This window comes from Microbacterium mcarthurae (assembly GCF_046064585.1).
Classification (GTDB): domain Bacteria; phylum Actinomycetota; class Actinomycetes; order Actinomycetales; family Microbacteriaceae; genus Microbacterium; species Microbacterium mcarthurae.
In genome coordinates this window covers 177673-190817 of sequence record NZ_JAROCE010000003.1, presented here as the reverse complement: position 1 = coordinate 190817, position 13145 = coordinate 177673, and the positions used below count along the sequence as shown (strand labels likewise).

Here is a 13145-nt window from a genome sequence, read left to right as displayed (position 1 = left end):
ACGCCTTCCGCCCCGGCGCCGTTGCGCCTCGCCGAGGACCCCTCCGGTGCCCGGTATCGCCGGGGAGACGGGGATAATCGTTCGATGACCCCCGCGGAGACGACCTCACGTTGGCGCGCGAGGGCACACGTGGAGCCTCTCGGCCGTTCCGCCCGGGTCTGGCTCCTCGTCCTCGTCTTCGCCGTCCTGGTCGCCGACTCCGTCGTGCGGGCCGTTTCCCCTTCGGATCAGTCGGTGCTGCGCGCAGCGCTGGGCACTTTCCTCACGCTCTCCGCGGGGCTGTTCGCTTGGCGGCCGCTCGTCGCCACCGCGATGCTGAGCTTCGGCATCGTGGCGGCCACCGCGGTCGGCGGAACGATCGAGTCCCTCATCGCGGGCGCCACCGTGCTCGGCCTGGTCGCCGTCACGTGCAGCGGAGCGGTGGTGACCGCCTACTCCGGCGTCATTGTCGCCTGCCTCATCACCGAACTCATCCGCTCCCCCTCCGGACTGGATGCCGGCGGCGCCGCCGTCATCGCCCTCGTCGCCTTGACCTCCTATGTGGTCGGCGTCGGGGTGCGCGAACAGCGCGAACGCTCCCGCTCGCTCGCACGACGGCTGCACGCGGATTCCGAAGCGCTCCAGAACCAGCTCAAGGCGGAGCGGCGACGCATCGCCGACGAACTGCACGACATCGTCGCGCACGAGCTGACCATCGTGGCCATGCACGCCCGGGTCCTCGATCGCACCACCGACCCCGAGGTGCGCCACCGGTCGCAGAAGGCCATCACCGACGCGTCCACCCAGGCGCTGGCCGACATCCGCCGCATGCTCGGCGTCGCACGAGACCAGCCGAGCGACGACGACCCGTCTTCTCCGCTCACGCAGTCCTTCGAGTCCGCACTGGCGACGACGACGCGCGATCTCGAGGACGCCGGGATCTCGGTACACGTCGACCGTCCCGCCGATCTGGAGTTGTCGCGCAGCGTCGCCGTCGCATTGGCCCACGTCGTCCGCGAGAGCAGCGTCAACGTCCTCAAGCACGCCACCGGCGCGCGCACCGTGACCATCTCCCTGTCCGTTCAGGGCGAAGGCGTCGTCCTCACCGTCCACGACGACTCTCCGCCCGCCCGGTCCGCCGGTCTTCCCCCCTCCGGCTACGGGCTGCGACGCATGGAGGAAAGGCTGCGGGCGCTCGCCGGGTCGCTTCGCGCCGAGCGTCGCGACGACGGCTGGTGGGTCGTCGCCTCGCTCCCGACCCAACGCTGACCCCCGCCCCGGCCCCGACCGAAGAGTCGACGAAAGTCGAACGCACGGTCCACCTTCCTCCGTACCGCCGGGCGCGACGGCATCCGAGCCTGGATGCAGCGAAGTGCACGAGCACGGCCGGAGTCTTCCGGCCACGCTCCCGAGGGCGAGGACGACAGCATGACGAGCAGCGACGACGGTGGACTCGGTCGGAACCCGGGCGCGCGGGCGCGTCTGATGACCTGGGCTTCCGGGCGCCGCCCCACGACTCTCGCCGCACGGCAGAGCGTCGTGTGTGCGAGCCCGCACGTCGTCGACGCCATCCACGACCGCCCCGCCGTCCATCCGGACGCACTCGTCTTCGCCCCGATCGGGTCCGACGCGAACGTCCGCTACAGCGGTGCACTGTCGGAAGCGGGCGTCGAGCTCACGATCGGCGACGACTTCCTCCTGCAGACGCAGGGGTACGCCATCAGCGAGTACGTCTCGGTGATCGGGCCGACCCTCATCCGGCTCAGCGACGAAGAAGACCTGCGCGCGCTCGCCGAGGACGGCCGGGCCGCGTACGAGACGGGGATGTTCCCGGAGTTCCTCACCAACCCGATCATCCAACTCGCCGACGTCCCCGCACTCGGACTCCGGGGGCCCGGGAGCGGGCCGCACGACCGTCTGTGGGTGGACGAGGACGGAACGGTCTCCGTCTCTCCGGCCGGGCTTCCCCTGGGCGATCTCGACACCGACGTCGATTCTCTGCACGAGACGTGGGAGGCCGAAGGCACGGCACACGGGGACCCGGATGCCATTGGACGCAGCGTGCCGCGTGACGTCGTGCAGACGGTCGGCGACGGTCACCCCTTTCTCCCGCGCTTCGTCGCGGCACTGGACGGCCAGCGCAACCTGCGCGCGCGAGGCGTCGCGCTGCCGCGTGTCTCCGGGTTCGGAGGATTCCTGCGACCTGAGCTCGCGCAGATCCCGACGGAGGATCCGTCCCCCGACGCGCCGTTCGTCATGTGGAGCGAGGACCGCCACTTCCTCGTCTCCGGGGACGGGAGTCGCGTCTTCGAGGTGTCTCGGACGGCAGCGCAGGCGTTCGAGACGGTCATCGTCCACGGCGACGACCACGGCGCCGCGGACGACTCGCTCGGGGTGGATGCCGCCTCAACCGCACGGCGCGTCCTGGACGAGTCCGGCCTGAGCGCGGCGGCGCCCCGCGCGGTGATGTCGTGACGGCCACGCTCGAGGACGTGCAGCTCGGGCCCCGCGCGCGGGCGTCCGTCGCGTCCTTCTCCCACCTGGTCGTGGACGACCTCTACGGCCCCGACGGCGCCGACGCCTACGAAGCCATCGCCGGCCGCGACGCCACCGAAGTGCGCGAGATCGTCGCACACACCTCTCGGACGACGGGCGCCATCCTCGATCTGGCCGCCGGGTCCGGCCGTCTGACGCTGCCGCTGCTCACGCTGCGGCGCCCCGTTGTCGCACTCGACCTCTCTCCCGCGATGCTGGACATCCTCGACAAGAAGCTCGCGCGACGGGATTCCGCGCGGCGCCTGTGCCGGACCGTCCACGCGGACATGACCCGGTTCTCGCTCGAGGAACGCTTCGGATGCATCGTCGTCGGGACGACATCGATCTCCCTCCTCCCCGACGCCGCCGCCCGCGCTCGTCTCCTCGACTGCGTGCGCACCCACCTCGCCCCCGGCGGCACCCTCGTGCTCACGACCGTCGGCGTGTCCGGCGATCGCCGCAGCGACGAGGAGCAGGTGACAGAAGTGGCGACGGATGCCGGTGCCTACTCGGTGTTCGAGTGGCTCCCCGCCGGTTCGGACCGACGATTCATCTCGGTGGTGACGGTCACAGGGACGACGGCGCGGCTCTTCACCTCCTCGATCGCGGTACTCGATCCCGAGGATCTTCGCGCGGAGCTCGAGCGCGCGGGGTTCGAGGTGCGCGAGACCGCGCCGCTCGGCCCCCCGGACGGACGCTACCGCGACACGCTTCTCGTCGCGACCCTCTCTCGTGCCGCGGGGAGCAGCTGATGTCCACAGCCCTCTCCGCCGCGACGACCGCCATGCAGGCGGCGGTGACGGCGAGCGGACTCGACCGGGACACGTCGGCGCTCTGGCCGGCGCTGCTGCCGCCGTCCGCCCACGGGGACGACGAGATCTGCATCGCGAGCGCACACGGCGTCCGGGTGCACTTCACGGACGGCTCCGACGCCGTCTGCGGAACGAGCGGTCTGTGGAACGTCCCCCTCGGATACGGGGACGAGGAGATCGCCGTCGCGATCACCGAAGCGAACGTCCGGGCGTCCTACGCCGGCGTGTTCCGGTTCGAGAACGTCGACGCCCGGCGCGCCGCGGCCGACCTCACCGACCTGACCGGAGGGCGTTTCGAGAAGGTGATCTTCACCACGTCGGGCGGATCCGCCAACGACGCCGTCCTGAAGATCGCTCGCCAGTACTGGGCCCTCGAGGGACACCCCCAGCGCAAGACGGTCCTCGGGCTCGCCGAGTCCTTCCACGGTCTGACCTATGGCGCCTTCAGCGTGACCGGCGAAGATCTCGGACAGACGATGTATGGAGCCGACCGACGTCTCGTTCGGCACGTCCCCGTCAACGATCGAGAGGCGCTCCTCGCAGTCGCTCAGCAAACCGGACGCAGCCTCGCGGCGATCGTGATCGAGCCCGTCCTGGGCACCGGCACGGTTCCCCTCGACGACGCCTACCTCGCGGCCATCGCCGCGGTCGTCCGGCAGACGGGCGCGCTTCTCGTCGTCGATGAGGTCGCAACCGGCTTCGGGCGGACGGGGCCCATGTTCGCCAGCGAGGACTGGCCCATCGTGCCCGACATCCTGGTCAGCTCGAAAGGTCTCACCAACGGCACGAGCGCGACGGCCGCGGTGCTCGTCGGCGCACGGGTCGCCGACGCGTTCGCGGATGCCGACGCCGTTCTCTCCCATGCGGAGACGCAGGCGGGCTCGGCGGCGGGGTGCGCCGCGGTGTCGGCGACGATCCGGCGCTTCCGGGAACTCGACGCGTTGGCTCGCGGGCGGGCGGTCGCCGACATGCTGAGCGACGGTTTGCAGAGCTGGATGCGGGACGACGCACGCGTCGTCCGACGGCGCGGGCGCGGATGCTTCCAATCGGTCAGCATCCTCGATGACTCGGGCGCGCCGATCGATTCCCGCACCGTCGCCCGCCTCGTCACCGCGACGCGTCGCGCCGGCGCTCTGGTGCACCCCGGACCGGGCGGAGTGCAGTTCGTGCCGCCTCTGGTGTCCACGGCGGACGACATCGACACGCTGTTCGCCGCGGTACGGCGGGGCCTGCACGCGGTGAGATCGTCATGACCTCCCTGGCGCCCGGCTTGTGGCTCGACGCGCGGGTCGTGGCATCCGTCCGTCCGAACGAATCCACAGACTGTCTCGTCGTCGTCGACGAGGCGCTGACCGATGCCCCCGTCCTCCACCGGCTCGAAGACGCCCTGTTCGCCGCGGGCCGATCGACGCGCACCCTGCCTCTCCCTCCCCGAGCCACGATCGAACAAGCACTGCTCCTGGCGGACGTCTTGGCCTCCACCCCGCTGGTGGTCGCCGTCGGCGGCGGGTCCGTCATCGATCTCGTCGCCATCGCGCGGGCCGCGACGAACGACGATCTGCGGCGCCGGATCACCTCGCCCCAGCGGTCGGGCGCCGTGATGCTGCCCGCCAGCGCGACACCCGCGCCGCGCTTCATCGCCGTCCCGACCACCGTCGGAACCGGGGCGGAATCCAGCGGGATCGCCACCGTCGTCGTCGACGGGCGCCGCCGCCTGGTGATCGGGCCCTGCATGCGGCCCGACGCTGCCGTCATCGACCCGCTCGCCACGGCATCCGAGCCCGCTCCCGTCCGTCGCGGGGGGATCCTCGAGATCTACCTCCGCCTCGCCGGCCCTTACCTCGCCTCCCGAGACGGAGACGCCGTCTCCGACCCCCTCCGGATCGCCTCGGCCCGCGCTCTGCTCGCCCTCGACCCGGCCCGGCCGGAGTCCGCCATCGACATCGCCCGCATCTCCGCCCTCAGCCACTCCCCGCTCCTGGCACTTCGGGACGCCCCCTTCGGAGTCCGGACCTGGTTCCTGTGCACCGACCTCGCTCAGGCCCTCGGGGTACCCAAGACCACCGTCCTCGGCGCCATCGCTCCCGCGATCTGGGCACGGATCGCCGACGGAGACGAGCGGTGGGGGAACGCGCAACGGTTGAGGGAGTTCTGGTCACGCACCGCGGGGTCGAGCGAGGGGGACGACCCCGCCGACGGCCTGCGCACCCTCGCCGTGCAATGGGGCGTCGCCTCGATCCCCGCATCGCTTGCGAAGGACCTCGACATCGACGCTCTCGCCGAGTCGACGGCACGCGCCTGGGGATGGGGCCTCCCGATGCTCCGTTCGCTTCGACCGCGTGACATCGCCGACGTCTACCGCGACGTCCTCGATCCCCGGCATCGTGCGCACCCCGCCGCCGCGGGAGCGCGCGCGGACCTCAGACCTGTCGCCCACGGGGTGGACAGCTGGACCCGGACAACGGAGAGGGGGGAAGACGAATGACGCAGAACAGTCCCGTTCTCGAGCTCGCAATGCAGGAGCTCGAGCCGATGGAGGCTCCCGGTTGGTGGACAGCCGCCGGCGTAGCCGCCGGCGTGATCGCCAGCGCGAGCGCCGCGTACGGAAGCTATGTGCTGACCGCGGCCGCATACGCCAGCGCGATCACCTGATCACTCACTCTCGACGAAAGGAGGACGAACATGATTCAGACACCACCGACCATCGCACCGCTCGAACTCGGGCTCCAGGAGCTCGAGGCTCTCGAGGCGCCGGGGTTCTGGACCGGTTTCGGAATCGGCGTCGGCGTCGCGACCGCGGGAATCGGCGGCGCAGCCGTCTACACCGCGATCTCCGCGATCGCCGCGACCTGAACACCCCGGGGCGGGGCGAAACACCCCGCCCCGGCTTTCGTCGAGGCCTCCGCCCTGAAAGGACAATCATGCACAACCTGCGCTTCTTCCTCGGAGCACTGCTCGTCGCCGTCGTCGCCATCGTGGCATTCGTCCTCGCGCTGACGCTCCCCGACCCCGTCAGGATCATCGCCCTCATCATCGCCGTGGTGGCCGTCGCCGGCGCGGCCGGCTTCCTCGGTATCGGGATGAAAGCCGCTCGCCGTGAGTGACGCGGTCATCTCGGTTCGCGGGCTTCGGAAAACGTTCGGCCCCACCGTCGCCGTCGACGACGTCTCGTTCGACATCCCCGGTGGCCGCATCGTGGGCCTCCTCGGTCGCAACGGCGCGGGGAAGACCACCACGATCCGGTCGATCCTGGGAATGACCCGGCCCGACGCCGGAGAAACGCGGGTGCTCGGCCAGCCCTACGCCGAGCGCCCCGACGCCGCCGCCCGCGTGGGCGTGAGCCTCGACGAGCTGGCCCTCCTGCGTTGGCTCCCCGTCCGCACCGAACTCCGCGTGTGGGCGTCCTACCTGCGCATCGCCGACGCGCGCGTCGAGGAGATCCTCGACGTCGTCGGCTTGCGCGAAGCGGCGCGCAAACCTGCGCGCGCCCTGTCCACAGGTATGCAAAAACGGCTCTCGCTGGGGATCGCCCTCCTCGCGTCGCCGGAGATCCTCATCCTCGACGAGCCGCTGAACGGCCTCGACCCGGACGGCATCCGCTGGATCCGCGGCCTCCTTCGCGCGCACGCCGACCAGGGCGGAACCGTGCTGCTGTCGAGTCACCTGCTCGCGGAGATGCAGGAGACCGTCGACGAGGTGATCGTCATGCAGCAGTCCGTGCGGTACCACGGTTCGCTCGCCGACATCACGGCCAACGGCACCGCCTCACTCGAAGATCGCTTCTTCGAGATCGTCGACCACTGACCGGAAGGACGCGACCATGTCGACAGCCGCCCCCACCCGACCCGCCTTCGCCGGAATCGTCCGCGCGGAAGCACTCAAGGCCGCCCGCAGCCGATCGCTCGTGCTCCTCGCGTGGTTCTCCCTCGTCCTGTGCGCTCTGACGGCATTCGGGTACGCCCAGCTGGGTGCCGACGATGCCGCGAGAACGACGGATGACGTGATCCGCGCCTGGATGATGACCACGCTGTTCGCCGCCCTCTTCGGCGCGATCCTGGTCGGACGGGAGTTCGACTCCCGTGTGATCTCCCGCGCGGTCCTGCTCTCCGGCACGAGGGAGCGCCTTCTCACCGCGAAGATCCTCGTCGTCGTGGGAAGCGGAATCGCTTTCGGACTGCTCGCCGTCGTCGGCGCGGTCGTCAGCGCTGTCCTCATGCCGTCGTGGACGGGAGGCGAGACGCTGTGGACAACAGAGGCCACGGCCACGACCGTGGGCGTCTTCGTGTCCACGGTCCTCGCGGCAGCCTGGGGTGGCGCCATCGCCCTCGTCGTGCGCCACCAGCTCGGCGCCGCCCTCATCGTCGTCGGGTTCACGTTGCTGATCGACCCCGTCGTGCAACGGATCTGGCCGGAAGGGGCGAACGCCCTCTTCACGATCTCCCTGTCGTCTCTGTACCGCGATCCCAAACCCGAGCTGCTCTCCGCGCCCTGGGCGGCGCTCGTCGCCCTCGCGTGGATCGCCGTGCTCTTCGTCGCCGGTCGAGCCCTCTACCAGCGCCGGGACCTGCCGTGACCGGTCTCCCCCTCGCGGAGCGCTGCGCGAGAAAGCGCCGCACCGCCCCGGAGGTGCGCGACCTCCCCCTGGATCCCCCGGAACTCGCGCCCGACGTCCGCGTGCATCCTCCGACCAGCGAGGACCAGCCCTGGTTCCTCCAGCGCGGCACCAACCACTACTACCGGCTGACGGCCGACCTCGCTCGTCTGGTCGCCCTCCTGGATGGCACGCGACCGGTGAGGGCCATGCCGCAACGGTTGGGGGCGCCCTGGACGGAGGAGGACATCCGTCGAGCACTGGCCTTCCTGTCGGACGCCGAGCTGCTCCGCACGGCCTCCGACGCACACCGACGGCGGGCGAGCGGGCGTCTCCGACTCGTGCCCCCGTTGACCGTGCAGCTCACCCTCTTCGACCCCAGCCGCATGCTCGCCGCGGCAGCCCGCGTCACGCGATTCGCGGCGACCGGAGCGTCGGTCTGGACCGCACTGGCGATCATCGGCGCGGGGCTGCTGGCCCTGGTGATCTCCGCGGGCGACCTGCGGGCCGCGCTCGGCGAGCCCGTGCCCTACCTGACCGCGGTCGCCGTGGTCATCGGCACCCTGGCGGCCACCGGTCTGCACGAGCTCGGCCACGGACTGGTCCTCGCCTCGTACGGGGGACGGCCCCAGCGCATCGGCGTCATGCTCTTCTACCTCACGCCAGCATTCTTCTGCGACGTCTCCGACGGCTGGAGGCTCCCCTCGCACCGGCAGCGCGCCCACGTCGCACTCGCCGGGATCCTCGTCCAGGGCGCCATCGGCGGGACCCTCGCGCTCGCCGCGCTGCTGCCTCTGCCCCGCGACGTGCGACTCACGCTGCTGCTGCTGGCCGTCGTCACCCTGATCGCCTGCCTGGTGAACACGATTCCGTTCGTCAAGCTGGACGGCTACATCGCGCTCATGAGCTGGCTCGACGTCACGCACCTCCGTGACAAGGCGATGGCCGACGCCCGCAGCACCCTCTCGCACGCCCTCTTCGGCACCGAGCGCGAACGTCGCCTGCCGCAGTACGGCTGGGCCGTGCCCTTCGGATTCGCGTGCATGCTGTTTCCTCTCTTCCTCGTGGGGAACGCTCTCCTGCTGTGGTCGGACACCCTGAGTCGCCTCGGCCTCGTCGGTTCCCTCGCGACGGTCGCGATCGTCACCGTGGCCCTCTCCGGGCTCGTCCGCGAGATCGTCCGTCTGTTCCGCGAAGCGCGGGCGCAGCGCGCGGGTGCGCTTCGACGGTGGACGGTCGGTTTCGCCGGCATCGCCCTCGTCGCCGGGGCCGCGTTCGTCCCCGTGCCGCACACGATGGCCGGTGGCTTCATCGTCACGGACCGCGGTACCGAGATGATGCTGCCCACGAGCGTGGACTCCCAGCGTCTCGCCCCCGGGACGCCCGTGGAGCTCAAGCGGGGAGGACTCGTGCTGGACGAGCGCGTCGGCACGGCCGTCGTGAGCGAGACTCCCGCGCGCGAGGCATCCGCACCTCTGTCGGCGCTCTTCCCCGTCCGCGAGACCGAGCCCCTGATCCCCGTCCGCGCGATCGGTCTGCGAGAGGTCGACCTCGTCGGCGCCGCCCCGGGGATCGCCGTCGTGGACCTGGGAACGCAACCCCTTTGGCTGTGGCTGACCAGTCGCGCGGCCGATGCCTTCACCCCCTGAGAGGACACACCGTCATGGGACTGGACTACCTCGCCTACTGTGCTCCCGGCTCGCCCTTCTACGACGCACCCTCCCCCGGCGATGACGACCTCGTCGCTCACGCGGGCACCGCGCCGGAGGGGTGGCGCACCGAGATGAACGAGCAGTGGCACTCCTGGCATCCGCCCGGGGTGAACCTGCCCGGGCAGGGGTGGAAGATCCACGTCTCGGCGACGGCGTCGAACTGCCGGAGCATCCTGGACCGTGTCCTCGGCTACTGCCGCGACAACGCAGTGCCGGTGAAGTTCCTCCGGAGCACCGCGGTCCTGGCCTCCCGCAACAGCAAGTACGGCGACCGCGGCTCGAGCGGGAAGTTCATCACCGTCTACCCCCCGGAGGCATCGCGGCTGGGCCCGATCCTGAACGACCTCGACGACCTCGTGGGCGGCGAGGACGGCCCGTCGATCCTGTCCGACCTGCGTTGGCGTCGCGGTCCCGTCTACGTTCGCTACGGCGGCTTCACCCTCGTGTACGGACGTGACGCGCACGGACGCCACGTGCCCTGCATCACCGCGCCGGACGGGTCGCTCGTCCCCGACGAGCGCCGCCCTGGCTTTCACCCTCCCGCGTGGGTGGAGCTTCCGTCGGTCGTCCAGGAGGCGATGCGGTCACGCGAGAGCGGTGTGCTCGTCGATTTTCCGTTCACGGTGGATTCCGCCCTCCACTTCTCCAACGGCGGCGGCGTGTACCGGGCGACCGATACCCGCACCGGCGACACGGTGCTGCTCAAGGAGGGCCGCCCGCATGCCGGCCTCGACGAGACGGGATCGGACGCGGTAGCCCGGCTGGCGACGGAGCGGGACATGCTGCGGCGGTTGGAGGGCGCACCGGGGGTGCCTCGGGTCATCGAGGACCGCCGAGGCCACGAGCACCAGTTCCTCATCCGGGACTTCGTCGAGGGCGTGCCCCTCGTCCAGGAGATCCACCGCCGCAACCCCGCGCTTCCCGGCGCTGAATCGATGGACCCCGACGCCTACACCGACTGGGCGAGCTCGGTCCTGCGTCAGGTGCAGGCGGGGGTGGATGCCATGCACGAACGCGGAGTCGTCTTCGGCGACCTGCACCCCGGCAACATCATCGTGTCGTCCGACGGAGCCGTCGGCTTCATCGATTTCGAATCCGCCAGCCTCGCCGACGACGACCGCGCGCAGAGTATCGGCGCGCCGGGCTTCCGCGCCCCGCTCGGCTGGTCGGGGCGGTCGGTCGACGACTTCGCTCTGGCCAATCTGCGACTCGCCCTCTTCCTGCCCCTCACCGAGACACTGGCGTGGGCTCCGCACCTGCCGGAAGCGCTGGCACGGTCCATCGAGTCGATCTTCCCTCGGGCGGGCGCCCTGATCGAGCCCGCGGCACGATTCCTCCGCGCACCGGGGACGACCGACGAGGGCCCCGCCTCCCCCGTCGGGAACGGGCCCCGCGGTTCCGCGCTCGGCCGGGGAGTGCTCTCCAGCGCCACTCCGGAACGTCGCGACCGCCTCTACCCGGGCGACATCGGCCAGTTCCGCAGTCCCACGGCCGGACTCGAGTTCGCCTTCGGCGCCGCGGGCGTGCAGTGGGCCGCGCACGTGACCGGGCAGCCCGTCCCCCGGGCCCACGTCGAGTGGTTGCGTCACGCCGCGGACGACAACGAGGCCCTCGGCCCCGGCCTCTTCGAGGGGCGCGCGGGGATCGCTCTCGCGCTGATCGCCGCGGGCGAGACCGATGCCGGGGCCCGGCATCTGGACATCGCCAAATCCCACCCCGTGAAGCTGATGGACGGCAGCCTGTGGCGAGGCATCCCCGGGCTCGGCCTGTGTCTGGCGGACGCGGGGACCGACACCGCCCACGTCGTCGCCCTCGGAGCGGCGCTGCGCGATCGTGTCCGGGAGGAGAGCACCGGCGCGCCCGGCCTGTTCGAAGGCGGAGCCGGCCGCGCCCTGTTCTTCGCCCGACTCGCTGCTCTCACCGTTGACGACGAATGGATCGACGACGCGGTGCGTCAGCTCGACCGCGATCTGGGGTTGCTGGGATGGCGCCCCGGCGTCGAACCGGACGCCCGGTCGCCCTGGCACAATCCCATGCTGAGCGGGGGTGCCGCGGGGTGCGCCCTCGCGGCACGCGAGATCCTCGCCCATCGGCAGGACGACCGCCTCCGCGCGCTCGTCGAGGCGGTCCGCGACACGAGCGGGCCGCTGTGTCGCGGCATGCTCACCCACTCGGGCGTCCTGCGCGGCCGCGCCGGAACCGCGATGGCCCTGCGCACGCTGTGGCGCGGAGAGGAGATGTCCGATGCGGCGGCCGGGGCCCTGCGACGCCTCGACGACGCCATGGAGCTCTCGGTCGTCCCGCTCGCGGACGGCGGTGCGCTGGCCTTCGGCGACATGTCGTTGCGGTTGTCCGCGGACTGGGCGACCGGCGCCGCCGGGTTGCAGCACGCGTGCGCGGTGATCGACGGCGGGGCCCCCCTCCTCCCGGTGCTCTCCGCTTCGCTGCTCTCCCCGACCGCATGACACCTCGCGTCAGCGTCATCTGCCCCACCTACAACCGCGGGCCGGCCATCGCCGAGACGCTCCAGTCCGTGCGCGCACAGACCTTCGGCGACTGGGAGCTCCTGGTGGTCGACGACGGATCGACGGATGAGACCGCCGCCACCGTCTCGATGTGGGCTCAGCGCGACTCGCGCATCCGGCTCGTGACGCCCGACCAGCGCTACGGCCACCCGGCGATACCGCGGAACATCGGCGCCGCCCACGCCCGCGCCGATATCGTCGCCTACCTCGACCACGACGACGTCTGGCTCCCCGATCACCTGCGCCGCACGGTCGACGCTCTGGCCTCCGCGGATGCATCCGCCGGCGGGTACGAACACGTCCGCCCCGACGGTGAGGTCATCTCACGATCGAGTCTGCTGGAGCTGGTCTGGCACCCCGAGATCGCCGAGATGGGGCCGCTGTTCGAGCCGTCCCGGGTCGCCGTGCGCCGGGACGTCCTCGATCGAGCGGGAGGATGGCGCCCCGGAGCGGGTCTCGAGGATTGGGACCTGTGGTTGCGGATCACCGATGTGGGCGGCCGGTTCGCGACGTTCGCCGCCCGGACGACGCGACTCCTGCAGGATGTCGCGACCCGACGGTACCGCGTCGTCCGCCCCCACCGTCTCGTTCTCGCCCGCTTCGACAGCCCCGCGGGAGCCGTGCGGTGTCGAGCCGCGCTCGAAGCACCCCCGGTGCAGGACCAGCTCACGCGGGCCGCGGTGGAAGACGTGACGCGCTGGTACCGGACGTTGGACGCTCACGGTGACCTCGTGCTTCCGGCCGGTGGCCCCACCGACCTCGATGAGCTGCTCGCAACGGTGGACATCACGGATCTCACCGGCGTTCTGCAGGAACTGCACCTCCTGCAACGCGGCACCGGGGTGGAGCTGTCCATGCCGCTGTGGTGCGCGAGCGAGGAAGGCGCGGCACGGGTGAGCACGCGCCTGGCTCAGGTGCACCGGCGTCAGCTGCGGCTCATCGCCGGGGTGGTGAGGGATCTGGGTGGGGTGCCCCTCGCCCTGTCCTGAGG

Annotated in this window: 13 protein-coding genes; all 13 read left to right on the top strand. The window is 71.2% G+C overall.

Features of this window, described 5'->3' with window-relative positions; translation table 11 throughout:
• Positions 1-84: 84 nt before the first annotated feature.
• The 13 genes from P5G46_RS10930 (at position 85) to P5G46_RS10870 (ending at position 13143) form a co-directional block, all read left to right on the top strand.
• Entirely contained in the window at positions 85-1248 is a 1164-nt protein-coding gene (locus tag P5G46_RS10930) for a sensor histidine kinase (protein WP_375094769.1), read from the top strand.
• A gap of 159 nt (positions 1249-1407) precedes the next feature.
• A complete protein-coding gene (gene mpaB / locus P5G46_RS10925) occupies positions 1408-2454 on the top strand; it encodes a daptide biosynthesis RiPP recognition protein (RefSeq protein ID WP_375094770.1) in 1047 nt (348 codons plus the stop codon).
• A complete protein-coding gene (gene mpaM, locus P5G46_RS10920) occupies positions 2451-3266 on the top strand; it encodes a daptide-type RiPP biosynthesis methyltransferase (RefSeq protein WP_375094771.1) in 816 nt (271 codons plus the stop codon). The genes mpaB and mpaM overlap by 4 nt, the downstream gene beginning before the upstream one ends.
• A complete protein-coding gene (mpaD, locus tag P5G46_RS10915) occupies positions 3266-4579 on the top strand; it encodes a daptide-type RiPP biosynthesis aminotransferase (protein ID WP_375094772.1) in 1314 nt (437 codons plus the stop codon). Before mpaM ends, mpaD begins: the two co-directional genes overlap by 1 nt.
• Complete coding sequence (locus P5G46_RS10910; protein WP_239275740.1) at positions 4576-5811, top strand: iron-containing alcohol dehydrogenase; 1236 nt, start codon at positions 4576-4578, stop codon at positions 5809-5811. Before mpaD ends, P5G46_RS10910 begins: the two co-directional genes overlap by 4 nt.
• Complete coding sequence (locus P5G46_RS10905) at positions 5808-5978, top strand: daptide-type RiPP (RefSeq protein ID WP_239275741.1); 171 nt, start codon at positions 5808-5810, stop codon at positions 5976-5978. Before P5G46_RS10910 ends, P5G46_RS10905 begins: the two co-directional genes overlap by 4 nt.
• Positions 5979-6008: 30 nt before the next feature.
• Entirely contained in the window at positions 6009-6179 is a 171-nt protein-coding gene (locus tag P5G46_RS10900) for a daptide-type RiPP (RefSeq protein WP_239275743.1), read from the top strand.
• A 68-nt stretch (positions 6180-6247) separates the two neighbouring features.
• Positions 6248-6430 (top strand): hypothetical protein, encoded by a 183-nt coding sequence (locus P5G46_RS10895; protein ID WP_239275745.1) that lies wholly within the window; start codon positions 6248-6250, stop codon positions 6428-6430.
• Complete coding sequence (locus P5G46_RS10890; RefSeq protein WP_375094775.1) at positions 6423-7130, top strand: ABC transporter ATP-binding protein; 708 nt, start codon at positions 6423-6425, stop codon at positions 7128-7130. The genes P5G46_RS10895 and P5G46_RS10890 overlap by 8 nt, the downstream gene beginning before the upstream one ends.
• Before the next feature lie 16 nt (positions 7131-7146).
• Positions 7147-7899: an ABC transporter permease gene (locus P5G46_RS10885; protein WP_408905699.1), complete on the top strand. Its 753-nt coding sequence runs from the start codon at positions 7147-7149 to the stop codon at positions 7897-7899.
• A complete protein-coding gene (gene mpaP / locus P5G46_RS10880) occupies positions 7896-9566 on the top strand; it encodes a daptide biosynthesis intramembrane metalloprotease (RefSeq protein WP_408905698.1) in 1671 nt (556 codons plus the stop codon). The genes P5G46_RS10885 and mpaP overlap by 4 nt, the downstream gene beginning before the upstream one ends.
• Positions 9567-9580: 14 nt before the next feature.
• Positions 9581-12094 carry a class III lanthionine synthetase LanKC gene (lanKC, locus tag P5G46_RS10875; protein WP_239275753.1) on the top strand — a complete coding sequence of 838 codons (2514 nt, stop codon included), beginning with the start codon at positions 9581-9583 and terminating at the stop codon, positions 12092-12094.
• Positions 12091-13143 carry a glycosyltransferase family 2 protein gene (locus P5G46_RS10870; RefSeq protein WP_375094779.1) on the top strand — a complete coding sequence of 351 codons (1053 nt, stop codon included), beginning with the start codon at positions 12091-12093 and terminating at the stop codon, positions 13141-13143. The genes lanKC and P5G46_RS10870 overlap by 4 nt, the downstream gene beginning before the upstream one ends.
• Positions 13144-13145: the final 2 nt, after the last annotated feature.

Bases quoted from the DNA above. Each gene is read 5' to 3' on its own strand.
- P5G46_RS10870 (WP_375094779.1), top strand. From the start codon at position 12,091: ATGACACCTCGCGTCAGCGTCATCTGCCCCACCTACAACCGCGGGCCG.
- P5G46_RS10910 (WP_239275740.1), top strand. From the start codon at position 4,576: ATGACCTCCCTGGCGCCCGGCTTGTGGCTCGACGCGCGGGTCGTGGCA.
- P5G46_RS10930 (WP_375094769.1), top strand. From the start codon at position 85: ATGACCCCCGCGGAGACGACCTCACGTTGGCGCGCGAGGGCACACGTG.
- lanKC (WP_239275753.1), top strand. From the start codon at position 9,581: ATGGGACTGGACTACCTCGCCTACTGTGCTCCCGGCTCGCCCTTCTAC.
- mpaB (WP_375094770.1), top strand. From the start codon at position 1,408: ATGACGAGCAGCGACGACGGTGGACTCGGTCGGAACCCGGGCGCGCGG.
- P5G46_RS10885 (WP_408905699.1), top strand. From the start codon at position 7,147: ATGTCGACAGCCGCCCCCACCCGACCCGCCTTCGCCGGAATCGTCCGC.
- P5G46_RS10905 (WP_239275741.1), top strand. From the start codon at position 5,808: ATGACGCAGAACAGTCCCGTTCTCGAGCTCGCAATGCAGGAGCTCGAG.
- P5G46_RS10900 (WP_239275743.1), top strand. From the start codon at position 6,009: ATGATTCAGACACCACCGACCATCGCACCGCTCGAACTCGGGCTCCAG.
- mpaD (WP_375094772.1), top strand. From the start codon at position 3,266: ATGTCCACAGCCCTCTCCGCCGCGACGACCGCCATGCAGGCGGCGGTG.
- P5G46_RS10895 (WP_239275745.1), top strand. From the start codon at position 6,248: ATGCACAACCTGCGCTTCTTCCTCGGAGCACTGCTCGTCGCCGTCGTC.